General features: G+C 66.9%; 16 protein-coding genes. 8 read left to right on the top strand and 8 right to left on the bottom strand.

The window, feature by feature from the left end:
- Positions 1–18: 18 nt before the first annotated feature.
- Together rsgA and K5L94_RS18535 are read left to right on the top strand one after the other, a co-directional pair.
- Positions 19–1128: a ribosome small subunit-dependent GTPase A gene (rsgA, locus tag K5L94_RS18540; protein WP_008265397.1), complete on the top strand. Its 1110-nt coding sequence runs from the start codon at positions 19–21 to the stop codon at positions 1126–1128.
- 176 nt (positions 1129–1304) lie between these two features.
- Entirely contained in the window at positions 1305–2558 is a 1254-nt protein-coding gene (locus K5L94_RS18535; RefSeq protein WP_274511144.1) for a flavohemoglobin expression-modulating QEGLA motif protein, read from the top strand.
- A gap of 429 nt (positions 2559–2987) precedes the next feature.
- On the opposite strand, the gene K5L94_RS18530 is transcribed toward K5L94_RS18535, so the two are convergent.
- The 6 genes from K5L94_RS18530 to K5L94_RS18505 all read right to left on the bottom strand — a co-directional run bounded on the left by K5L94_RS18530 (position 2988) and on the right by K5L94_RS18505 (position 10087).
- Complete coding sequence (locus tag K5L94_RS18530; protein WP_053450755.1) at positions 2988–5288, bottom strand: TonB-dependent receptor; 2301 nt, start codon at positions 5286–5288, stop codon at positions 2988–2990.
- 148 nt (positions 5289–5436) lie between these two features.
- Complete coding sequence (locus K5L94_RS18525; RefSeq protein ID WP_053509579.1) at positions 5437–5979, bottom strand: hypothetical protein; 543 nt, start codon at positions 5977–5979, stop codon at positions 5437–5439.
- Complete coding sequence (locus K5L94_RS18520; RefSeq protein WP_230078921.1) at positions 5954–6574, bottom strand: hypothetical protein; 621 nt, start codon at positions 6572–6574, stop codon at positions 5954–5956. The genes K5L94_RS18525 and K5L94_RS18520 overlap by 26 nt, the downstream gene beginning before the upstream one ends.
- A 207-nt stretch (positions 6575–6781) precedes the next feature.
- Positions 6782–7522 (bottom strand): acetoacetyl-CoA reductase, encoded by a 741-nt coding sequence (phbB, locus tag K5L94_RS18515; RefSeq protein WP_274511143.1) that lies wholly within the window; start codon positions 7520–7522, stop codon positions 6782–6784.
- A gap of 24 nt (positions 7523–7546) precedes the next feature.
- The gene (locus K5L94_RS18510; RefSeq protein WP_053509619.1) at positions 7547–8875 is read right to left on the bottom strand and encodes a CitMHS family transporter; all 1329 of its coding nucleotides are present in this window, start codon (positions 8873–8875) and stop codon (positions 7547–7549) included.
- Between the two features lie 75 nt (positions 8876–8950).
- Positions 8951–10087 (bottom strand): OprO/OprP family phosphate-selective porin, encoded by a 1137-nt coding sequence (locus K5L94_RS18505; protein WP_274511142.1) that lies wholly within the window; start codon positions 10085–10087, stop codon positions 8951–8953.
- A gap of 232 nt (positions 10088–10319) precedes the next feature.
- Here K5L94_RS18505 and K5L94_RS18500 point away from each other — a divergent pair, with 232 nt between their 5' ends.
- The 4 genes from K5L94_RS18500 to K5L94_RS18485 are packed head-to-tail and all read left to right on the top strand — an operon-like array spanning position 10320 to position 14124.
- On the top strand, positions 10320–11009 hold the full coding sequence (locus K5L94_RS18500; RefSeq protein WP_053450752.1) for a response regulator transcription factor: 690 nt from the start codon (positions 10320–10322) through the stop codon (positions 11007–11009).
- A complete protein-coding gene (locus K5L94_RS18495; RefSeq protein WP_274511141.1) occupies positions 11002–12393 on the top strand; it encodes a sensor histidine kinase in 1392 nt (463 codons plus the stop codon). Before K5L94_RS18500 ends, K5L94_RS18495 begins: the two co-directional genes overlap by 8 nt.
- Positions 12390–13445: an ABC transporter substrate-binding protein gene (locus tag K5L94_RS18490; protein ID WP_274511140.1), complete on the top strand. Its 1056-nt coding sequence runs from the start codon at positions 12390–12392 to the stop codon at positions 13443–13445. The genes K5L94_RS18495 and K5L94_RS18490 overlap by 4 nt, the downstream gene beginning before the upstream one ends.
- A 28-nt stretch (positions 13446–13473) precedes the next feature.
- Positions 13474–14124, top strand: a complete 651-nt coding sequence (locus K5L94_RS18485) for a response regulator (protein ID WP_008268765.1) — start codon at positions 13474–13476, stop codon at positions 14122–14124.
- Between the two features lie 534 nt (positions 14125–14658).
- Here the strand turns inward: K5L94_RS18485 and K5L94_RS18480 are convergent.
- Both K5L94_RS18480 and K5L94_RS18475 read right to left on the bottom strand, forming a co-directional pair.
- On the bottom strand, positions 14659–17301 hold the full coding sequence (locus tag K5L94_RS18480; protein ID WP_274511139.1) for a hybrid sensor histidine kinase/response regulator: 2643 nt from the start codon (positions 17299–17301) through the stop codon (positions 14659–14661).
- 66 nt (positions 17302–17367) lie between these two features.
- Positions 17368–18534, bottom strand: coding sequence for an OprO/OprP family phosphate-selective porin (locus tag K5L94_RS18475; protein ID WP_274511138.1), 1167 nt, complete (start codon positions 18532–18534; stop codon positions 17368–17370).
- A 333-nt stretch (positions 18535–18867) separates the two neighbouring features.
- Between K5L94_RS18475 and K5L94_RS18470 the strand changes: the two genes are divergently transcribed.
- Positions 18868–20211: a dicarboxylate/amino acid:cation symporter gene (locus K5L94_RS18470; protein ID WP_006468434.1), complete on the top strand. Its 1344-nt coding sequence runs from the start codon at positions 18868–18870 to the stop codon at positions 20209–20211.
- Positions 20212–20441: 230 nt separating this feature from the next.
- Complete coding sequence (locus K5L94_RS18465; protein ID WP_053450747.1) at positions 20442–22733, top strand: NADP-dependent malic enzyme; 2292 nt, start codon at positions 20442–20444, stop codon at positions 22731–22733.
- Positions 22734–23030: the final 297 nt, after the last annotated feature.

The raw sequence follows: 23030 nt of genomic DNA, 5'->3' as shown, positions 1-23030 counted from the left end.
GGCATCGGGCCGGTTAGAATGGCGGCGATGACCCAGACCCCCGATTTCACCGCCCTGCAGACCATCGGCTGGCCCTGGCCGGGCCCGGCGCAGCAGGCCGACTGGCAGGCCGCGATGGCTGCCCATCCGCAGGCCCGCCCGGCGCGGGTGATCGAACAGCACCGCACCCATTACGTGGTGGCCGACGGCCCGGATGCATCGATCAAAGCCGAGTCGCTGCCGGAATGGCAGCGCCCGCGCTTCCCCAGCCATGAGCGGCCGGCGGTGGGCGACTGGGTGCTGCTTGATGGCATCCGGATCGTCGCCCTGCTGCCGCGCCGGACCGCGATCAAGCGCGGTGCGGCCGGCGAGCATTACCACCAGCAGGTGATCGCGGCCAACATCGATACGGTGTTCATCGTCTGCGGCCTGGACGCCGACTTCAATCCGCGCCGTATCGAACGCTACCTGCTGCTGGTTGGCGGCGGTGGTGCCGAACCGGTGGTGGTGCTGACCAAGGCCGACCAGACCGAATACAGCGAAGACGCACTGGCGGTGCTGGAAGAACTGGAGATGCAGGGCATCGCGCTGCATGCGATCAACGGCCTGGATGCCGACAGCGTGGCGGTGCTGCAGCCGTGGCTGGGCCCGGGCCGCACGGTGGTGCTGGTCGGTTCTTCCGGTGCCGGCAAGTCCACGTTGACCAACACCCTGCTTGGCGAGCAGCGGATGAAGACCAATGCGGTGCGCGCCAACGACTCGCGTGGCCGCCACACCACCACCCATCGCGCGCTGATGCCGCTGCCGACCGGTGCCTGCCTGATCGACACCCCCGGCATGCGCGAGTTGAAACCGACCGGCGAAGAAACGCTGTCCGAGGGCGGCTTCGCCGATATCGAAGCACTTGCCGCACAGTGCCGCTTCAACGACTGCAAGCATCAGCAGGAGCCGGGCTGCGCCGTGCGCGCAGCGATCGACGCCGGTGAGATCGAAGAGAGCCGGCTGCTGAACTACTTCAAGCTGAAGGAAGAAGTGGCCGCCGCGGCCGCCAAGCTGGCGGTGCGCCAGGCCGAGACCGCGCAGGAGCGCGGCGGCAGGAAGGGCAAGGGCCAGCAGTTCCGCCCGGCGGGCAAGCCACGCCGGCGTTGAGCCGTTTCTGGTAGGTGCCAACCTTCGTTGGCACGAATGGATCCGAAGCCCGCCTCTGCCTGCCCTTGGTAGGTGCCAACCTTGGTTGGCACGGAATATGTCCGACGCCCGCCTGCGGGGGGTGCCAACCAAGGTTGGCAGCTACCAACGCGCGGGCTGGGCGTTATAGTCCGCGCATGGAACCGACCGCGACGCTGGACCGTGACGTGGCCCACCATGCAGCGCTCGATGCGCGCCTGGTCGAGGCCGTGGGTGGCATCCGCCTGCTGGGCCTGACCAGCTGGCCGGCGACGGTGCAGGCACCGTTCCTGGACAGCGTGGCGCGCGGCCAGCCGGTGCTGCCGAAGGTGGACTATCCGCGGTTGGATTTCAGCGAGGAGCGCAGCGCGCTGGCCGCGATCGCCGCCGACTGCGACGACAGCCATCCACTCGGTCATTACGTGCGGCAGTCGGCGCAGAGCTGGGACCTGGCCGCGCAGCTGCTGGAGGGGCTGGGCACCGCCGCCGTCGATACCTGTTCGGTGCAGCTGTTCGGCGCGCCCGAGCAGCCGCTGCCGGGCAATGGCCCGAGCACGCGCGAAGCGGCGCGGCACTTCATCCAGATTGCCGCCGAACTGGACCACGAACTGCTGGCGCCGGAAGAGCAGGTGCCGGTGTCGGCCATTGCCCTGCAACTGCAGCTGCAGAACGACCTCGATGCCTTCTTCGAATCGCGCATCATCCAGGTGCAGCTGGATCCGGAGCTGGTCTCCAAGGCGGCTGCCGGCCCGACCCGCATCCGCCTGCGCACCAGTGCGCGTTTCAGCGCCTACGACCGCGCGCAGCTGTTCCACCATGAAGCACTGGTGCATTCGCTGACCGCATTGAACGGCCGCGAACAGCCGGTGCTGCCGAGCCTGGCGCTGTCGTCGCCGCGGGTGACCGCGACCCAGGAAGGGTTGGCAACGTTCGCCGAACAGATCACCGGCAGCATCGACATCGAGCGCCTGAAACGCATCAGCCTGCGTACCGAAGCGATTGCGATGGCGCGCGAAGGCGCCGATTTCATCGAGGTGTTCCGCTATTTCTGCGATGCCGGGCAGAACACCGAAGAAAGTTTCGCCTCGGCGCAACGCGTGTTCCGCGGCGTACCGCCCAGCGGTGGCCTGGCCTTCACCAAGGACACGGTGTACCTGCGTGGCCTGGTGTCGGTGCACACCTTCTTCCGCCATATGCTGGCCGAAGACCGGCTGCAGGTCTGCCGCTGGTTGTTCGCCGGCAAGATGAGCCTGACCGATGCGATCGCGTTCGCGCCGCTGTTCGAGAGTGGGGTGCTGAAGCCACCGCGCTGGCTGCCGCACTGGGTGAGCCGGGCGAACGGACTGGCCGGCATGCTGGCGTTCTCGTTGTTCGCCAACCGGATACGGATGGACCAGCTGGCGCCGGAATGAAATGCGTTGGCGGACCCGCCAGCGCCTGCCTGCTATCGGTGGGGAGGAGGCGGGGCACCCTGGCCAGGACACGCAAAAGCCCCTCCATGGTGCTCGATGGCGCCATCCATGGCGCCAACGGTCCTGGCCAGGGTGCCCCGCCTCCTCCAGACAGTTTCCCGCGGGCGCGGTAGCAGGTACGCCGAAGGATTGCGCTTGAAAAGCAAAGAGCCGGGCAATGCCCGGCTCTTTGCTTTTTGCTCTTGCTTTTCATTGCCTCCGCGCCGGCGCAGGGAATTGTCGAGCGCGGTGGGACGGGCTGAGGCAGGACCGTGAGGCGCATGGATGCGCCGACCGAGCCTACATGGACGTACTTGCGGCGTGTCCTGCCTCGGCCCGTCCCACCTCGCCCCGCTGCGGTACTGATGCGCCGCAGCGCCCGCTTCTGACTTAGAACTCCGCCGCCACCGTCATGAACACCTGACGCGGCGCGCTTGCATGGATCGCATAACGCGTGCCGTTCGGATCGGTCGGTGCGAACGAGCTCAGCTGGCCGGCATAGCGCTTGTTGGTCAGATTCGTCGCGTTCAACGACACCCGCACGTTGCGCAGGCCGAAGCCCGGGCCGAAGTCGTAGCCTGCACCGGCGTCGAAGGTGGTCACGCCCGGCACCGACTGATCGTTGGTGTAGGTGTAGTAGCGCTTGCCGGTGTACTTGGCGCGCAGGCTGGCGAAGAAACCATCACGGTTCCAGCTGATTTCACTGGAGGCCATGCGCTGCGGCGTGTCCACGGTGATCTTGCCGGCCACTGGCACGATCGCACCGCCCGAGGTGTAGTCATCCTCGTAGGTGGTCTTGTTCCAGGACAGCGCGTTGTACCACTGCAGGCCGTCGATCGGCTTGAGGATGAAGGTCAGCTCCGCGCCGTGGCTCTTCACCGAGCCGACGTTGATGAAGCGCGTCACGCACTCCGGACGCGTACCCACTTCGATGCTCGAGCACGGGTTCAGCGACAGCAGGCGGTTGTCGAACTTCACGTTGTAGGCGGCGATGGACGCCTGGTACTTCTCGCCGAAGGTACGGAAGCCGGCTTCCAGGCTCTTGGATTTTTCCGGTTCCAGCCCGGCGCTGGCCGCGAACGATTCCGGCGAGACCTGCAGCGGGCCGCCGCTGCCACCACCGACGAAGGCAGCAATGTTCTCGGCGTACGAAGCGAACAGCTCGTTGTTGGCGTTGAGCTTGAAGCCCAGGCCGACCTGCGGCAGCACCGATTCCTTCGCGGTCAGCGTGCCCGAGGCGATGCTGGTCTCCACGCCCGGGTTGGCGGTGGCGCGCATGCGGGTGTTCGGGCTCTTGATGCCGACGTCCACGGTCAGGCGCTGGTCCAGGAAGCGCATGCGGTCCTGCACGTAGAACTGGCGCGTGCGGATGTCGAAGTCCTGGTTGAACAGCAGGCGGTCCGGGTTCTTCAGGTACAGGTCGTCCAGGAACGGGCCGCTGATGTAGTAGAAGTTGCGCGAGACGTTATGGTCGTTCTGCTCGAACCACAGGCCGGCTTCCAGCTCGTGGATGCCCACCGTCCACGACAGCGCGGCGGTCAGGCCATCGCGGTTGATGGTGTAGTTGGTGCTGCGGATCGAGATCGGCAGCATCTTGTCGGTACCCGGGTAGGACGGCTGGCCCGGCGCCCACCAGTGGCCCTGGCCACGGTTGTCATGATGGTAGGCCAGCAGCTTCAGGCGGCCCTGCTCGCCCAGGCGCAGGTCGGCATCCACCGAGTACAGGTTGTCGTCACGCAGCGCACGGCTCTGATAGTAGGCGTCGTCGATGCTGCGGACATTGCCGCTGAATTTGCACTTCGAAGCATTGAAGGTACCGGGCGCGCAATACGCGGCGGCCACGGCGCGATCCCAGTCCGGCGCGTAGATGTTCCAGTCATAGCCCAGGCCGCGGGCCAGCATGTCCTTGGACAGGTAGGCGTAGTTGGCCTGGCTGGCACGCGAGGTCGCCACGAACGCACCGAAGCGGTGGTCGCCGACATTCCACACCGCCTTGGCGTTGAACTGGCGCGTGGTCTGGTTCTGGTGCGGCGCGGCCCACATGTCCTGGTCCTGGTGCACGCCGGACACGTAGGCCGAGAAGCCATTGATGTCCCCGGTATCCACGCGCAGGTAACCACGGCGCTGGTTGTTGTCACCCACGGTGACGCTGGCGCGGCCGCCGAACTCGGTGGACGGATCCATCGAGAAGTACTGGATGGTGCCACCCAGGTTGCTGGTCGAGGCTACGCCCAGCGAACCGATGCCCTGCGACAGTTCGGCGCCGGCCAGGTTCTCGGCGATGATCGCGCGGGCGATGCTCAGGCCGTTGTAGTTGCCGTAGCTGTTGTCGCCCAGCGGGATGCCGTCCAGCGTGTAGCCGAGGCGGCTCTTGTCGAAGCCACGCAGGCTGATCGTCTGCGATTCTTCGTTGGCACCGAAGGCATCGTTGGACTGCACCGACACGCCGGGCAGGCGGTCGAGGATCTTCTGGCCGCTGGTACCCGGCGGCAGCACCTGCTTGTCGACCGCGGTGATGCGCTGCACCTGGCGGGTCTCGCCCTGGCCGATCACGGAGACGGTATCCAGCGTCTGCGCGCTCAGTGCGGCATCGGTGCTGGCATTGGCGCCGGCATCGGCCACGGTGGCGGCATGGGCGCTGGCGGCGGAAAGCGCGATCGCCACGGCGATCGTCAGGTGTCGGGTCTGCATGGTGGTCCGTTGCATTGGGGGTGGTCACCGGCATGCATGCGCGGTGCATGGCCACTATGCGAACGGAACATGAAACCTTCTTTACGAAAAACCAACGAACGGTGCACGCGCGTGATGCGTGTCCAGCACTACCTTCGACAAGGCGGGATCAGAAGCGCTCGCCGGGCCAGCTGAACCTGAGCTGGGTCATGCAGTCACGGTCATGTTCGGAGAATGAGAATCCGATCTGGATTCCGCTCATCACGGTGCCGAACACCGTCGACTCGTCCAGGCTATGTCCTGATGGAACGGATAGAACACTGAAGTTGGGGAAGCGGCGACCCATCTGCTTTCGCGAGATGCAGGCGCCGCCCAGCGAGAGCGTCACGCCTTTGATGATTCGCCCGGAGGCATCGGTATGGATCTGGCCAGAAGGCCCTTTGATCCTCCCGGCGACCACGAATGGCGCCAGATCGATGGTTGCGCTGTCGCCCCGGCCGATTCTTGCTTCCGAACGCGAGTTGGCCGGAGCCAGTGGTGATAGCTGCACGACAAGGTCAGAGCGCGCCAGCTGCGAGGACCAGCGCTCCACGAGCCGCCATGTTGCGTCCGCCTCCTCTGCACTGGCGGCGGGCGTGGCTGCTGTCGCAGAACCGGCAATCAACAGGCTCAGGAGCAGAAGAAGTTCAGGGACGGGCTGCGATCGCTTCATCGTAGATCCTGCCGTAGAAGTCGTTGTAGTTCTCGCCGGTGGTTGAAGTTACGTTGTTGTCGCAGAACAGCTTTCCCACCTGCCGGTCCAGTTCTTCACCGCCAGCATCGGCCCGTGCGATGAGGCTGGGGCCGTTGGACGCCGCCACACCGATGTCGTAGTACCCCAGGCTGGTTACCAGAAGCTCGCTGCGCGCGGTGAGGTTGTTGAGTACCGCTTTCCCCTCCATGGTGCAGAAGTGCTGGATGAACGCACTTCGGGTACTCAAGGCGATGCCGTCGAAGTACAGTGCGTGCCCGACTTCATGGGCAATGGCTGCGATCCGGAAGTAGTAGCCCGCAATGTCGGAGGAATCGCAGTCGAAGGACTGGATGTAGATCCGGATGGGATCGCGATTGGTATAGGACGCGGGCGCCCAGGAGAAGGTCCACTCCGGATGCCCGGTGATCTGTGCATCGAGAGTGGGGGCACCTGGTATCAGCCAGTCGGGGCAGCCCAGACCCGTGATCACCCGCATCGGCGGGGGCTCCGCCCGGGCCTGTGTCGTCAGCAGCGTAGTGGCGACCACAAGAAGCGCAATCAGCAATGCACGCATGCCAACCTCCTTGATCCGCGATTCCAGCCGTTGGTCCATCAGGCTCAGTGAGCGTTGGCAGATATAGCATCGGTTCTGCCGATGTATCGGGCAGTGCGTCCCAGAATTGCAGAAACAAAATGGGGCCGGATCCCCCTCGCACGCGAAGGTTCACCGGCCCCGCGCACTCCGTGGGGGAGGCAGTCCACGCGTTGCGTGGAAGCGGGCTCACCCCATGTACAGGCCGCCGTTGACCGGGTAGTCGGCGCCGGTCACGTACGAAGCCTCGTCCGATGCCAGCCAGGCCACCAGGCCCGCCACTTCCTCGGGGCGGCCAAGGCGGCGCACCGGCACCGATGCGGCCAACCGGTCCAGTACATCCGGTGGGAAGCTGCTGATCGCCTGGCTGGCGATGTAGCCCGGCGACAGCGTATTGACGGTGACCCCGCGCGAGGCCACTTCGGCGGCCAGTGCACGGCTGAAGCCATGCATCGCCGCCTTCGCCGTTGCGTAGTTCACCTGGCCGATCTGGCCCTTGTGCGCGCTCACCGAGCCGATGTTGATGATGCGGCCCCAGCCACGCGTGGCCATGCCGTCGACCACCTGCTTGGTCAGGTTGAACAGCGAATTGAGGTTGGAGGCGATCACCGCGTTCCAGTCGTCCACCGTCATCTGCCGGAACAGCAGGTCGCGGCTGCCGCCGGAGTTGTTGACCAGCACGTCCACTTCACCGACTTCGGCGCGCACCTTGGCGAACGCCGCGCTGGTCGAGGTCCAGTCGGTGGCGTTGCCTTCGGACGCGATGAAGTCGAAACCCTGTTCGCGCTGTTCGCGCAGCCAGTTGGCCTTGCGCGGCGAATTCGGCGCGCAACCGGCGACCACGGTGTGGCCGCTGCGGGCCAGGCTCTGGCAGATGGCAGTACCGACACTGCCCATGCCGCTGGTGACGTAAGCGATTCGAAGCGTCATTGCAGAAGGCTCCTTGGTAAGGGGTCAGGCGGCGAGCGGATACAGGCCGAACAGCAGGCTGCCGACCATCAGCAGCATCGAGATGGCGATGGCCCACTTCAGGGTGAACTTCTGGTGGTCGGCGAACTCGACCTTGGCCAGGCCCACCAGCAGGTAGGTGGACGGCACCAGCGGGCTGAGCAGATGCACCGGCTGGCCAGCCAGAGACGCGCGCGCCATTTCCACCGGGGTGATGCCGTAGTTGCCGGCGGCCTCGGACAGGATCGGCAGCACGCCGAAGTAGAACGCGTCGTTGGACATGAAGAAGGTGAACGGCATCGACGCCACCGCGGTGATCACCGCCAGGTACGGCCCCCACGACTCCGGAATCACCGCCAGGAAGCTGTGCGACATCGCTTCGACCATGCCGGTGTTGTTGAGGATGCCGGTGAAGATGCCAGCGGCGAAGATCAGCGAGACCACCGACAGCACGTTGCCGGCGTGGTTGACCACGCGGCGGCGCTGTTCGGCCAGGTTCGGGTAGTTGATCACCAGTGCGATGGCGAAGCCGACCATGAACAGTACCGGCATCGGCAGTACGCCGATGATCAGTGCGGTCATCAGCGCCACGGTCAGCGCCAGGTTCACCCACAGCAGCTTCGGGCGCTTGATGTCTTCGGCGTCTTCCACGGTCGGCAGCGGGTTGCTGTCGTCGGACACGCTGTTGTCCATCCAGCTGCCGCCCTTGGGCAGGGTCACCACGCCCAGCCGGCGGCGTTCCTTCAGGCCCAGGTACCAGGCCAGCAGCAGCACGCCGGCACAGGCGATCACCATCGACGGGATCAGCGGCACGAATACATCGGCCGGGTCCACATGCAGCGCGGTGGCCGCGCGTGCGGTCGGCCCGCCCCACGGGGTCAGGTTCATCACGCCGCCGGCAAGGATGGTCACGCAGGTCATGTTCAGCGCGTTCATGCCCAGCCGCTGGTACAGCGGCAGCATCGCCGAGACGGTGATCATGTAGGTGGTCGAGCCGTCACCATCGAGCGAGATCAGCATCGCCAGCACCGCGGTGCCGAGCACGATCTTCATCGGATCGCCCTTGACGAAGCGCAGGATCACCCGCACCAGCGGATCGAACAGGCCGGCATCGATCATCACGCCGAAGTAGAGGATGGCGAACATCAGCATCACGCCGGTCGGCGCGATCTTCTTGATGCCCTCCAGCATCATTTCGTCGATGTCGGCGCCGAAGCCGCCCAACAGGGCGAAGATGATCGGGATGGTGATCAGGGCGACCAGCGGCGACAGTCGTTTGCTCATGATCAGGTACATGAACGTAATGACCATGCCAAAGCCGAGGATGCTCAGCATCATCTGCGGACTCCTTGCGAAAACAGGATGTGGGGGAGTGGAAGCGGCCCGGGCGGCATGCCCGGGATGCCGGGCTTAGAAGTCGTACTGCAGGCGACCGGTGACCGCGCGCGTGCGGTCCACCGTGACCCCGGCCAGGCGGTCGCGGTTGCGGCTTTCGATCACGTTGAGCATGAAGCGCAGGTTGTCGCGCAGGTACCAGTTGCCGCCCAGTGTCCACGCTTCGGTGCTGCCACGGCGCAGGTCGGGCGCACCATCGAGATGCTGCGCGCCCCACATCTGGTCGTAGCGCAGCGCCACCTCGAAGGCACCGGCCTTGTGGCGGATGTCCTTGACCCGCGCGAAGCGGCCGGTCTTACGGTCGTAGGCGCGGCTTTCGCCAGTGACGAACCAGCTGAGCATGCCGTAGGCGGCCATCACGTCGCCGCGCTGCGCACCGTCATCGAAGGTGGCACCGCTGAACTCGCCCTGCCACGACAGCGGGCCGCGGACCTGCGCGTATTCCAGCGACCACTTGTTGACGTCGGTATCGCGGCCGGCGGAGAAGTCGACCAGGGTCAGGCGGCTCTCGTCGGACAGATGGCCAGCCGGGCGCGGGCGGATCTTCAGGCCCGGAACGCCGTTGGCACCTGGGTTGTCATAGGCTTCGCGGGCCAGCGACAGACCCAGGTGCAGCACGTCACCGTCGCGGGGTGAGGGCGCCCAGGTGACCCGGCCGCCGGCGGCGCGGCCCTTCACCTGCCAGGCATCGATGCTTTCCAGGCTGTAGACGCTGGCGGCCCATGTGAAATCACCCGGATTGGCCTGCCACGACGCGCCCAGCCGGTACAGCGGTGCCAGCGTGGTGCCGGCGTTGCCGCGCTCCAGGAAGCTGCCGTAGTTGGAGCTGGTGCGGTCATCCAGCGAGAAGTACTGCTTGAACTGGCCCACGGTCAGCTTGCCGGCCTTGCCAAAGCTGCGTGCCAGGTACACGTCCTTGGCCTCGACATGGTCGCCGGAGAAGTCGGCTTCCAGCTTGTAGTCGACCACGAAGAACTTGCCGGACACATCGACCCAGGCGCGGCGGATCTCGGTGTCGTCCTTGTTCGGCGTACCGCGGTTGTCGTTGTCGAAGGTGGCGAAGTCCAGGTGCAGGCGGCCACCGAGGGTGGCGGTGACCGGACGGTCGTCTTCGGCGAAGGCCGGCGCCGACAGGGCAGCCAGAGCCATCATGGCGGCAGGACGCCGCCAGGCAAACGTGAATTCCACAAACCCTCCCAGGTGCGCGCCAGGCGCGCGGCAATCGTGGGCACCGGACGGTGCGCGGCCGCAGTCTGGGTCGCCGTAGCTGTCATCGTCCTGTCAACGATTTGTGCGGTGCAGCGTAAATGGTCGCCGGGCAGGGCCGGGCGGGCGCACCCTGCGCCATGCGGTAGCATTCGTTTCCCCTCCCACCCGTGTGCCCATGCGCCTGCTGCTGGTCGAAGACAACCCCGATCTGGCCGATGCGATCATCCGTCGCATGCGTCGTAGCGGCCACGCCGTGGACTGGCAGGCCGACGGGCTGGCCGCGGCCAGCGTGCTGCGCTACCAGAGCTTCGACCTGGTGGTGCTGGATATCGGCCTGCCCAAGCTGGATGGCCTGCGCGTGCTGGCCGGCATGCGCGAGCGCGGCGACAGCACGCCAGTGCTGATGCTGACCGCGCGCGACGGCATCGAAGACCGCGTGCAGGCGCTGGATGTGGGGGCCGACGATTACCTGGGCAAGCCGTTCGATTTCCGCGAGTTCGAAGCGCGTTGCCGCGTGCTGCTGCGACGCGCGCGGGGCCAGGCCAGTGAAGTGGTGCAGATTGGCGGTTTCCAGTTCGACAACGCCGCGCACCGGGTCAGCCTCGACGGCGAGCCGATCGAGCTGCCGAACCGCGAATACCGCTTGCTGGAGATCCTGGTCGGTCGCCTTGGCCAGGTGGTCGGCAAGGACGAGATCGGCAATGGGCTGTTCGGTTTCGACGACGAGGCCGGGCCCAATGCCATCGAGCTGTATGTCGGGCGCCTGAGAAAGAAGCTTGCTGGCGCTCCGTTGCGCATCACTACCGTGCGCGGCGTCGGCTATCTGCTGGAAGCCAGTGACGGCAGTGCCGACACCGATGGTTGACGCGCGCGCTGCGAACGCCGCACCGGGTTCGCTGCGGCGTACGCTGCTGCTCTACCTCGGTGCGTTGCTGGCGGTGTTCGCGGTGGCGCTGCTGTTCGCCGCGCGCGACTACGGCCAACGTGCCGCCAACCGGTCCTACGATCACCTGCTGGTGTCTTCGGCACTGTCCATCGCCGATTCGGTGGCGCTGGTCGATGGTCAATGGCAGGTCGATCTGCCCTATGCGGCGCTGGACCTGCTGGCGATGGCGCCGGAAGACCGCGTGTTCTACAGGGTGGCCGACAACCGCGGCAACCTGATCACCGGCTACGGCGACCTGCCGGCGCCGCCGCGCCGGCCCGGCACGCAGCCGCAGCTGTTCGATGCTCCCTACAGCGGCGAGACTGTGCGTTTCGTGGTGGTCGGCCGCAGCTTCGCGGCGGCCTCGGCGCAGGGCGAAGTGCAGGTACAGGTGGGCCAGACCCGGCGCGCGCGCGAAGCTGTGGCACAGGACATGGTCAATCGCGCGCTGCTGGCAATCGGCGTGCTGTCCGGGCTGCTGCTGGCGCTGGTGGCCTTCGGCGTGCATCGGGCGTTCCGGCCGCTGGTGCGGGTGGAGCGCGAGCTGTCGCGTCGCGAACCCTCCGACCTGAAGCCATTGGACGCACGCGTACCGCGCGAGATGGACCAGATGGTGGCCGCGTTGAACCGCTTCATGGAACGCCTGTCCAGCAGCAACGAGACGCTGCGTGCATTCATGGCCGAGGCCGCGCACCAGATGCGCACGCCGCTGGCCGCACTGCGCGCGCAGGCACAGCTGGCGCTGGATGACGATGACCCGGAGGATATGCGTCGCAGCCTGCAGGCGATCGAGCGCAATGCCACGCATATGAGCCGCCTGCTCAACCAGCTGCTCAGCGATGCCAGCGTGATCCATCGTTCCCACCTGCAGCGCTTTGCTGCGGTGGACCTGGCCGAGACCGTGCACCAGGCCCTGCTCGAAGCCCTGCCGCAGGCGGGCCCGGCACCGCGGGTGCAGCTGGCGATGACCGCCGAGCCGGTGCAGGTGCACGGCGACGCACTGCTGCTGCGCGAGGCGATCAAGAACCTGGTCGACAACGCGCTGAAGTATGGCGGCGACGGTTCATTGCAGATCGCGTTGACCGTGGAGGGCGGGCAGGCGGTGCTGACCATTGCCGATCACGGTGCAGGCATCGCGCCCGCCGATGCCGAACGCGTGTTCGAGCGCTTCGCGCGCGGCGAAGGCGCGCCGTCAGGCGGCGCCGGGCTTGGCCTGGCCATCGTCAAGCGGGTGGTCGACAGCCACGGTGGCCGCATCGACCTCAGTAACCGCCCGCAGGGTGGGCTGGTCGCTACCATCCGCCTGCCCCGGAGCAGTTCATGATCCGTCTGTTCGCCACGGCCATCGCCCTGCTGCTGACCCTGCCGGTGCTGGCCGCGCCGGGCGACGTGCGTCGTTTCCCTGCGCAGGGAAATGCCACCGCTCAGCTGCGCATCCACGGCACCACCGACATCGAAGTGTTCGCGGTGGTCATCGCCGATTACCAGCGCCTGCATCCCGGCACCGAGGTGGTGTACGAGGACATCATCACCCAGGACCTGTACGCGCGTTACCTGCACGACCGTGCCGGGCCAGCGTCTCCGGACCTGCTGATTTCCAGCGGCATGGACCTGCAGACCAAGCTGGTCAACGATGGCCATGCGCTGCCGCACCGCTCGGCGCAGACCGCTGCGCTTCCGACGTGGGCGCAGTGGCGCAACGAGGCGTTCGGGATCAGCTACGAACCGGTGGTGATGGTCTACAACACGCGCACGCTGCCGGCCGCGAAGGTGCCGCATACGCGCCGCCAGCTGTTGGACCGGCTGCGTGCCGAAGGTGCGCCGCTGCGCGGCAAGGTCGGCACCTATGACATCGAGCGCAGCAGCGTCGGCTATCTGCTGGCCACCCAGGACGCACAGCGCGGCAGCATCGCAGGTGCCTTGCTGGGCGCTCTCGGCGACAACGACGTAGTGCGTGAGGAACGCACCGGCGTGCTGCTGGACAAGGTGGCCAGCGGCCAGCTGTCGCTGGTCTACAACGTGCTCGGCTCCTACGCGCAGGCGCGCATCGATGCAGGCGCGCCGCTGGCCATTGTCGAGCCCGAGGACTACACGCTGGTGGTGCTGCGTACCGCGGTGATTCCGCGCACCGGCCCGCACCCTGAAGAAGCGCGGCGCTTCCTCGACTACCTGCTGTCGCCGCGTGGCCAGCAGGTGCTCTCGCGCGAGGCACGGCTGATGCCGATCGTGACCGGCAATGCGCGCAGCGATGACGCGCCGGGACGCAGCCGCCGCCCGATCCAGCTCGGCCCCGGCCTGCTGGTGTACCTGGATGCGCTCAAGCGCCGCCAGTTCCTCGACGCGTGGCGCAGCAGCGTCGAGCCGGCAGGGCGCTGACGCGGCGGCCTGCCCGTACAATGGCGGCATGAGCGAATACACCATCCTGATCGCCGACGACCACCCGCTGCTGCGTTCGGCGGTGGTGCAGTCATTGCGGCAGAGCCTGCCGCTGGCACAGGTACGCGAGGTGGCCAGTGCCGAGGCCCTGGCCGAAGCCCTCGACGCGCACCCGGATGTGGACCTGGTGCTGCTCGACCTGACCATGCCCGGCGCACACGGTTTCTCCGCGCTGCTGCACGTACGCGGCTCGCATCCGGATATTCCGGTGGTGATCCTCTCGTCCAACGACCATCCGCGGGTGATCCGCCGCGCGCAGCAGTTCGGCGCGGCCGGTTTCATCCCGAAGTCGGCCCCGGCCGAGACCATCGGCGAGGCGGTGCAGGCCGTGCTCGACGGCGGCCTGTGGTTCCCGGCGATGGCCGCCGAGCGCTCCGAGGCCGACGCGCTGCTGGCCAGCCGCCTGGCCCAGCTGACCCCGCAGCAGTTCCGCGTGCTGCTGTGCCTGGCCGATGGCCTGCTCAACAAGCAGATCGCCTACACGCTGGGGCTGGCCGAGAACACGGTGAAGGTGCACGTCACCGCAATTCTGAAAAAACTCGAATGCCACAGCCGCACGCAGGCAGCGGTGCTGGTGAAGGCGCTGGAGCCGGAAGGCGACGCCGGCGCCGGGCTGTAGTTTCCAGCCAACGGCGCAGCCCCTCGTGGGTGGTGTTTGGGTTGGTCGCTGAAAGCCGAAGCCGCGAGTGGACCGGTCGGGTCGGGTGCGCGGGGGACGCCGTGAATCCGTCCCTGGAGGCTTGGCAGCCGCATCCATGCGGCTGACACCCCCGCGCACCCAACCCGACCGGCCTCTGACAGATTTCGGTGGCCTGCACCCACGGAAAAGAAAAAGAAGATCAAAAGCGGGTCGCGCGCTGCGCTTGCTCGTGTAGAGCCGAGCGTGGGCTCGGCTCTACAAAAGGCGGCCTGCCACGCTGCTTTTGCTTTTGATCTTCTTTTTCTTTTCCGTGGGTGGCAAACATCCGGAATCTGTCAGCGGCCGGGTGGGTGGGTAGTGCGGGGTGTCCGCGGCATGGATGCCGCGGCCAAGCCCCCATGGACGGGTTCACGGCGTCCCCGCACTACCCACCCACCCGGCCAGCCCTCAGCAATCCGGCTTTCCGCGACCAACCCAAACCCACCCACGAGGGGCTGCGCCGTTGGCTGGAAACTACCCGCGATGGCGGATCAGCAGCTGGCTCATCAGCGCCCGCAGCGCTGGCGGCTTCACCGGCTTTGCCATCATCCCCCAGCCGCGCTCGGCGGCCATCTCGCGCAGCCCCGCATCGCGCTCGGCGGTCACCAGCACCACCGGCGGGCGTGCCAGCCACAGTTCCGCCAGCGTCTCGTACAGCACCGGGCCGTGGTGATCGCCCATGCGCACATCCAGCAACACCAGTTCCGGCACGGTTGTGGCACTGGCCAACTGCAGCGCCGCCTGCGGGCCGTCGGCCAGCACCACCTCGCAGCCCCAGCGTTCCAGCAACGCGCGGCTGGCTGCGCAGACGTGAGGATCGTCATCGATCACCCAGACCCGACGCCCGCGCAGCGGATTGTCCGCGGCCGGTTCCTGCACCAGCACCGGCGCCGGTGCCGTAGTGGGAATCGCGCTGGCGTCGCCGAACGGCACACCCACCGCGAATACGCTGCCCTGGCCTACCTGCGAGCGCAGCCGGATCGGGTGGCCGAGCAGGCGGCCGATGCGGTCGACGATCGCCAGGCCGAGGCCGGCACCGCGCTGCTGGCCGTCGTGCAGGCGGCGGAATTCCTCGAAGATCTCGCCCTGCAGCGCATCGGGAATACCGGGTCCCTGGTCGTGCACTTCGATCCACAGCAGCCCGTCGCGGCGCCGGCAACCGAGCAGCACGCGGCCGCGTTCGCTGTAGCGCAGCGCATTGGACAGGAAGTTCTGCAGGATGCGCCGCAGCAGCGCTTCATCGCTGACCACCACCGCATCGGTATCGATCCAGTCCACCACCAGCCCGCGCGACTGTGCGGCGATGCCGAACTCGCGCGCCAGTGTCTGCAGCAGCGGGCCCAGCCGGAATGCCTGCACGCGGGTTGGCAGGCTGCCCGATTCCAGCCGCGCGATATCCAGCAGGCTGTTGAGGATTGCGTCCTGCGCCGCGAGTGCGGCGTCGATGTGGTCGCTGGTCTGCTGCTGTGCCGGATCGCTCAGCTTGCCGCGCAGTACCGAGACGAACATGCGCGCGGCATTGAGCGGCTGCAGCAGGTCGTGCACCGCCGAGGCGACGAAGCGGGTCTTGTAGCGGTTGGCCTGCTCGGCTTCGCGGCGTGCTTCGTCCAGGTCGTGCGTACGCTCGGCGATGCGATGCTCGAGTGCGTCGGCCAGCGAGCGCAGTTCGCGCGCGGCGTTCTTGTAGCTGGTGATGTCGGCATAGCTGGTGACGAAGCCGCCGTCGGGCAGCGGATTGCCGCGGATCTCCAGCACCGTGCCGTCGTCCTTCTCGCTTTCGCGCATGTGCGGGCGGCCACTGCGCAGGTGATTGAGGCGGCGCTCGATCGCCTCATCGACCGGGCCCGGGCCAAGCAGGCCGCGACGCGCGTTGAAGCGGAACAGCTCCTCGATGGGCCGGCCCACGCGCACCAGGTCCAGCGGAAAGCGGAACAGCTCGAGGTAGCGCGAATTCCACGCGACCAAGCGCAGCTCGCGGTCGATCACCACCACGCCTTGTGGCAGATGTTCCAGGCTGCGGCTGAGGCCACTGTCGGCGTCGGTGGCAGCCTGCAGCAGGCCATCCTGCGCGGTGCGCAGCTCCTGCGCGTGCTGCTTGAGCAGGGTTTCCAGTTCACGGCGGCTGCGCAGGCGGTGCTTCGCCAGGCGCCGGCGCTGCTGCACGAACAGCACCAGGAAGCCCAGTGCGAGCCACGCGGCACCACCAGTCAGCGCCGCCGCACGGCCGGCGGCGGTGGCAGCGCTGGCGTCGTGCAGCAGGTGCAGGTTCCAGCCTTCGGCGGGCAGTGCAAGGCTCTGCCACAGCATCGGTTGTACCAGCGCAGGGTCGAGCAGGCGCACCATGCGCCCACCGTCGGCCAGCACGTCCTCGGTGCGTGCGCGCAGCGGCTGCAGGGCACGGTCGGCGTACTGCCGGGCGTCGAGCATTTCGCGGCGTTCATCAGCGCCCAAGGGGCGCAGCAGGCGGTAGCGCCAGTTGTCCCGGTTGGCCAGGAACACCACGTCGTGGTCATCGCTGGCCAGCACCACGTCCGGGCTGCTCAGCCACTCCTGCTCCAGCGCCGACAGTTCGACCTTGATCACCACCACGCCCAGTCGCTTGCCGTCTTCCTCGATGGCCTGCGACAGGTAGTAGCCGGGTACGCCGGTGGTCATGCCGATGCCGTAGAAACGGCCGCGGCCCTGGGCCAGCGCCTGGCGGTAGTACGGGCGGTAACTGTAGTTCTCGCCGACGTTGGTGGTCGGCTGGTCCCAGTTGCTGGCGGCCACGGCCACGCCGTCATGGCCGACCAGGGTCAGGGTGGAGGCGCGGGTGACCTCGTTGGCACGCTGCAGCTTGAGGTTCAGTCGTTGCCGTTCGGCAGGCGAGGGCGGCACGCGCAGGGCGTGCAGCAGATCCGGATCAAGCGCCAGCACCTGCGGCAGCGTGCCGAAGCGGTCGATGCGCTGCTGCAGGCCCTGGCCATACAGCTGCAGCTGGCGTTGCACCTGGCTGCTTTCCTCGCCCAGTGCGCGGCGCCAGGCGTAGTGGCCGGCGGCGACCGCGCACAGCACGGTACCGCCGACCATCACCAGGATCGTCAGCAACAGCATCCGGTGGCGGCTGAGCCAGTACATGGCGGCAGTCTACGCAGGGCCGGCGGGCGTGGCGTGCACGCCTGCCGGGGTCTGACGTGGAAGGGGTCAGAAGTGCATCTGCGCGCGCAGCTCGAAGATTTCCGGCGTGCTGTGCACGCCACGACGGCTGGCGTCGACCTTCACGTAGTTGGCCTGGAACTTGAAGTGGCTGGTGAGGTACCAGTTCGCACCCAGGGTCAGGTCGTGCTGGCGGCCACCGAGGATGCTGCCGTCGTCGAGGTCCAGGCGGCTGTAGCGTGCCACCAGTTCAACCGCGCCGTAGTTGTGCGCGGGCTTGATGTTGGCCACGGCGCCGGCGTTGTACGGGCGCGATTCGCCGGTCAGCACCCAGCTGGCCATCGCGTACTGGCCACTGCCGGTGTAGTCGGGCAGGCCCTTGCGGGTGACGGTGGCATGCAGGGCTTCGGCCTGCAGCGAGAACGGGCCGCGGATCCAGATGCCTTCCAGGCCGGTGCGGCGGATCTGGTCGGCGGTGACCAGCGCGCCGGAGTCGACGTAACGGATGTCGGTCAGGCCGGCTTCCGGACGTGCGCGCAGGCGTGCGCTGGCTTCGTGGTGCACATCGCGGCCATCGCTGTAGCCGCGCGGATTCTCCTGCGAATAAGCCACGCCCAGGTGGATCACATCACCCGGCGCCTTCACCGGCGTCCACACGGCGCGCACCGCCTGGGTGGTGCCGGGGTTGTCACCCTGCAGGTCCTTGCCGCCATAGGCGCCGGCCTGCAGCAGGTACTGCGGGCGCTCCAGCACCCATTCCACGCCGGTACGGCGGCCGGCGTAGAACGCCTGCACCGGCAGCGCGGTTTCCAGGAAGCTGCCGGCACGCGAGGAGGTGTTCGCATCCAGGCCGACCGGGGTCTTCATGTAGCCGAAGCGGAAACGGCCGACGTCGCGGCCGAAGAACGCCTTGCTCTCGAAGCGCACGAACACGTCCAGCCAGGTGTCGGCCTGGAAGTCGTAGTAGACCATCGCGTCGTAGACGCCCTTCTTCTTCAACGTTGCGCCGAACTCCTTGCGGCGCACGGCATCATCGTCCTCAAGGCCGCTGGCCGAGGAGAAGTCGTTGTAGTCGTAGGCGATGTTGGCGGTGGCGGCCAGCTCGGTGCCATCGCCGAAGGTGTACTTGGTCGGCCAGTTGTCGAAATCCGCTGCCGAAGCGAAGGCGGGAAGGGCGGCCAGCGACAGGGCCAGCAAGGTGGGAATCGGGCGCATGTTGGGTGCGGCTCTCTCGGATTGCGTGTGGACAGGACATCAACGGCCGCAAGGGCCGGAACTTTCGCAAGGACGCGCCCGGCCGTTCAGCCTGGGCCACCGGCCTCCCCGGGATCGGGCGGTGCGGCGCCAGTGTAGGCACCGTGGCCGCCTGAACCGGGGGGCTAGTACCAATAGGTTATCTGCGCCGGCGTGCCTGGCGCGTACAAAGGCGTCCATTGGTCGCACCCCCCCGTGCATGCAGCACGGGGCCCGCGATCAGTTTCCACGGTAACGGTTCCCGTGCTGTCCCGGGGCCGTACGTGCCTGAAAACGCCCCTTCCGGAGTACGCCATGCACATCCCGACCGCAGCCCCGGCGCCTGCAAAGCCGTTGCCGATCTATCGCCAGCTGTACTTCCAGGTGATCGTGGCGATCGTCCTGGGCGCCATCCTCGGCCACTACGAACCGCTGATCGGCGAGAAGATGAAGCCGCTCGGCGACGCCTTCATCAACCTGGTGAAGATGATCATCGCGCCGGTGATCTTCCTGACCATCGTCACCGGCATCGCCAGCATGACCCACCTGCGCACCGTGGGCCGGGTGTTCGCCAAGGCGATGGCGTACTTCCTGTTCTTCTCCACGCTGGCGCTGATCGTCGGCATGATCGTGGCGCACGTGGTGCAGCCCGGCGCCGGCATGAACATCAACCCGGCCGAGCTGGACCAGACCGCGGTGCACAGCTACGTCGAGAAGTCGCATGACCTGACCCTGGTCGGCTTCCTGATGGACATCATCCCGAAGACGCTGCTCAGCGCCTTCGTCGACGGCAACATCCTGCAGGTGCTGTTCGTGGCCGTGCTGTTCGGCATCGCGCTGGCGATGGTGGGCGAGAAGGGCAAGCCGGTGCTGAACTTCCTGGAGGCGCTGGTCGCCCCGGTGTTCAAGCTGGTGCACATCCTGATGAAGGCCGCCCCGATCGGTGCCTTCGGTGCGATCGCCTTCACCATCGGCAAGTACGGCGTCGGTTCGCTGATCAACCTGGCCTGGCTGGTGGGCTCGTTCTACCTCACCGCGTTCCTGTTCGTGGCGGTCATCCTGGGCCTGGTCTGCCGCCTGTGCGGCTTCTCGGTGTTCAAGCTGGCGCGCTACCTGAAGGCCGAACTGCTGCTGGTGCTGGGCACCTCCTCGTCGGAGTCGGCGCTGCCGTCGCTGATGGAGAAGATGGAACGGGCCGGCTGCAGCAAGTCGGTGGTGGGCCTGGTGGTCCCGACCGGCTACTCGTTCAACCTGGACGGCACCAACATCTACATGACCCTGGCCGCGCTGTTCATTGCCCAGGCCACCAACACCGAACTGACCCTGGGCCACCAGATCGCCCTGCTGCTGGTCGCCATGCTCAGCTCCAAGGGCGCGGCCGGTGTCACCGGTGCCGGCTTCATCACCCTGGCCGCTACCCTGGCGGTGGTGCCGGAAGTGCCGGTGGCCGGCATGGCGCTGATCCTGGGCGTGGACCGCTTCATGAGCGAATGCCGCTCGCTGACCAACTTCATCGGCAATGCCGTGGCCACCGTGGTGGTCTCGCGCTGGGAAGGCGCACTGGACCGCAACCGCCTGCAGCTGGCGCTGGATGGCCGCGAAAGCGAGCTGCCGCCGCCGGTGGATGCGCTGCCCGAGGCGCTGCCGGCCAAGGGCTGACCCAGGTGTGTGGTACCGCGGGGCCGATCACGACAGTGGTACGGCCCCGCGGCGTTTCAAGGCGTCCCACGGCTGTCACGCGAGGCGCCGAAGCTGGTATCAAGGCTTGGTCGCATACGGCACGGAATTGTGCGGTCGCAGCATGCCTGCGACAGGATAGCGACAGGTCCAGACGCTCCAACGGGGGTATCATCCCCTGTCCCTTCTGCCCATTCATGTAACCCACATCGATGTCCAACGAAGATTTCAAACAGGCCGCCCTCGATTACCACCGGATGTCTCCGCCCGGCAAGATCAAGGTTTCCGCTACCAAGCCCATGCTGACCCAGCGCGACCTGTCGCTGGCGTATTCGCCGGGCGTGGCGTACGCCTGTGAAGCGATCAAGGCCGACCCGCAGCAGGCCAGCGAGCTGACCGCGCGCGGCAACCTGGTGGCGGTGATCTCCAACGGCACCGCGGTGCTGGGCCTGGGCAACATCGGCGCGCTGGCCGGCAAGCCGGTGATGGAAGGCAAGGGCGTGCTGTTCCAGAAGTTCGCCGGCATCGATGTGTTCGACATCGAAGTGGATGAAACCGACCCGGACAAGCTGGTCGACATCATCGCCTCGCTGGAGCCGACCTTCGGCGGCATCAACCTGGAAGACATCAAGGCGCCGGAATGCTTCGTGGTCGAGCGCAAGCTGCGCGAGCGCATGAAGATCCCGGTGTTCCATGACGACCAGCACGGCACGGCGATCATCGTCGGCGCGGCCGTGCTCAACGCGATGGCGATCACCGGCAAGAAGATCGAGGACGTGAAGCTGGCGACCACGGGCATGGGCGCGGCCGGCATTTCCTGCGTGAACATGCTGGTGCAGCTGGGCCTGAAGCCGGAGAACATCCTGGCCTTCGACCGCGAGGGTGTGATCCATACCGGCCGCACCGACCTGGACCCGGAAAAGCAGCGCTATGCGCGCGACACCGACAAGCGCACCCTGGCCGAGATCGTCGATGGCGCCGATATCTTCCTGGGCCTGTCCGCGCCGGGCATCCTGACCGCCGAGATGGTCAAGACCATGGCGCCGGACCCGGTGATCTTCGCGCTGGCCAACCCGACCCCGGAAATCATGCCGGAACTGGCGCGTGCCGCCCGTCCGGACGCGATCATCGGCACCGGCCGTTCGGACTACCCGAACCAGGTCAACAACGTGCTGTGCTTCCCGTACCTGTTCCGTGGTGCGCTGGACGTGGGCGCCACCGCGATCAACGAGGAAATGAAGATCGCCTGCGTGCGTGCCATCGCTGCACTGGCACGCCGCGCCGCCACCGACATGGGCTCGGCCTATGGCGGCGACACCCCGAGCTTCGGCCGTGAATACCTGATTCCGCGTCCGTTCGACCGCCGCCTGCTGGTGGAGCTGTCGGCTGCCGTGGCCCAGGCCGCGATGGACTCGGGCGTGGCCTCGCGCCCGATCGACGACATGGGCGCCTACCGCGACAAGCTGGCCCAGTTCGTCTACCGCACCAGCCTGATGATGAAGCCGGTCTACGACCGCGCGCGCAGCGACAAGCAGCGCGTGGTGTATGCCGAAGGCGAAGAGGAAGTGGTGCTGCAGGCGGTGCAGAACGTGGTCGATGACGGCCTGGCGCACCCGATCCTGATCGGCCGCCCGGAAGTGATCGAGTCGCGCATCGAGCGCCTCGGCCTGCGCCTGAAGATCGGTGAGAACGTTGAAGTCACCAACATCAACGACGACCCGCGCTTCAACGAGTACTGGCAGTACTACCACGGCCTGACCGGCCGTCGTGGCGTGACCGTGGCCGCGGCGAAGAACCTGATGCGTTCGCGCCCGACCCTGATCGCCGCGGTGATGGTGGCGCGTGGCGAAGCCGATGCGATGCTGACCGGCATCGTCGGCCGCTTCCACAAGAAGCTGGGTTACGTGCGCAGCGTGCTGCCGCTGGAGCCGAAGGTCACCTCGACCTCGGCGATGACCGGCGTGATCAACCAGCAGGGCGTGTTCTTCTTCGTCGATACCCACGTGCAGGAAGACCCGACCGCCGAGCAGCTGTGCGAAGCCACGCTGCAGGCGGCCTACCGCATGAAGCTGTTCGGCATCGAACCGAAGGTCGCGCTGCTGTCGCACTCCAACTTCGGCAGCCATGATTCGAAGGATGCCCTGAAGATGCGCCAGGTGCGCGAGCTGCTGCTCAAGCGCAACCCGCGCCTGAACGTGGACGGCGAGATGCAGGGCGACACCGCATGGGATGAAGCGCTGCGCCAGAAGCTGCTGCCGGGCTCGACCCTGCAGGGCCGCGCCAACCTGTTCGTGCTGCCGAACCTGGAAGCGGCCAACATCGCCTACAACCTGGTGCGTGTGTTCACCGATGGTGTGGCGATCGGCCCGATCCTGATGGGCGTGAACAAGCCGGTGCATATCCTGACCACCAGCGCGACCTCGCGCCGGATCCTGAACATGACCGCGATTGCTGCGGTGGATGCGCAGATCCGCAAGCAGCTGGAAGCGGAAAAGAAGGCATAAGCCTTCTTCCCGATTCCAGCTGCAGAAGCGCGCCCCACGGGGCGCGTTTCTGTTTCCGCAAGGCGGAAACGGCTCGTGCCGGCCGCTGGTCCGTGCCACACGCGCTTCGCAACCCGGTCATTTGCCTGCAACCCCGCTGGGGCCCAATACGCCCACGCGGCCCGGCCGTGGGAAGGGACCGGACCGGCCTTCCCACCCTGGGCCCGACCACCTCCCCATCGGCGAAAGTGTCATGCGCAATCGAGTGACCCGGCGGTACTTCCAGCAGTTGTTCGCGCTGTACGCAGGATTCGTGCG

Source organism: Stenotrophomonas forensis, assembly GCF_028752115.1.
Classification (GTDB): Bacteria; Pseudomonadota; Gammaproteobacteria; order Xanthomonadales; family Xanthomonadaceae; genus Stenotrophomonas; species Stenotrophomonas forensis.
Note: the sequence above shows the minus strand (reverse complement) of the source record. Positions and strands in the feature narration are given on the sequence as shown.

Coding starts and splice junctions, on each gene's coding strand:
- rsgA (WP_008265397.1), top strand. CDS start 19: ATGGCGGCGATGACCCAGACCCCCGATTTCACCGCCCTGCAGACCATC.
- K5L94_RS18535 (WP_274511144.1), top strand. CDS start 1,305: ATGGAACCGACCGCGACGCTGGACCGTGACGTGGCCCACCATGCAGCG.
- K5L94_RS18530 (WP_053450755.1), bottom strand. CDS start 5,288: ATGCAGACCCGACACCTGACGATCGCCGTGGCGATCGCGCTTTCCGCC.
- K5L94_RS18525 (WP_053509579.1), bottom strand. CDS start 5,979: ATGAAGCGATCGCAGCCCGTCCCTGAACTTCTTCTGCTCCTGAGCCTG.
- K5L94_RS18520 (WP_230078921.1), bottom strand. CDS start 6,574: ATGCGTGCATTGCTGATTGCGCTTCTTGTGGTCGCCACTACGCTGCTG.
- phbB (WP_274511143.1), bottom strand. CDS start 7,522: ATGACGCTTCGAATCGCTTACGTCACCAGCGGCATGGGCAGTGTCGGT.
- K5L94_RS18510 (WP_053509619.1), bottom strand. CDS start 8,875: ATGCTGAGCATCCTCGGCTTTGGCATGGTCATTACGTTCATGTACCTG.
- K5L94_RS18505 (WP_274511142.1), bottom strand. CDS start 10,087: ATGATGGCTCTGGCTGCCCTGTCGGCGCCGGCCTTCGCCGAAGACGAC.
- K5L94_RS18500 (WP_053450752.1), top strand. CDS start 10,320: ATGCGCCTGCTGCTGGTCGAAGACAACCCCGATCTGGCCGATGCGATC.
- K5L94_RS18495 (WP_274511141.1), top strand. CDS start 11,002: ATGGTTGACGCGCGCGCTGCGAACGCCGCACCGGGTTCGCTGCGGCGT.
- K5L94_RS18490 (WP_274511140.1), top strand. CDS start 12,390: ATGATCCGTCTGTTCGCCACGGCCATCGCCCTGCTGCTGACCCTGCCG.
- K5L94_RS18485 (WP_008268765.1), top strand. CDS start 13,474: ATGAGCGAATACACCATCCTGATCGCCGACGACCACCCGCTGCTGCGT.
- K5L94_RS18480 (WP_274511139.1), bottom strand. CDS start 17,301: ATGTACTGGCTCAGCCGCCACCGGATGCTGTTGCTGACGATCCTGGTG.
- K5L94_RS18475 (WP_274511138.1), bottom strand. CDS start 18,534: ATGCGCCCGATTCCCACCTTGCTGGCCCTGTCGCTGGCCGCCCTTCCC.
- K5L94_RS18470 (WP_006468434.1), top strand. CDS start 18,868: ATGCACATCCCGACCGCAGCCCCGGCGCCTGCAAAGCCGTTGCCGATC.
- K5L94_RS18465 (WP_053450747.1), top strand. CDS start 20,442: ATGTCCAACGAAGATTTCAAACAGGCCGCCCTCGATTACCACCGGATG.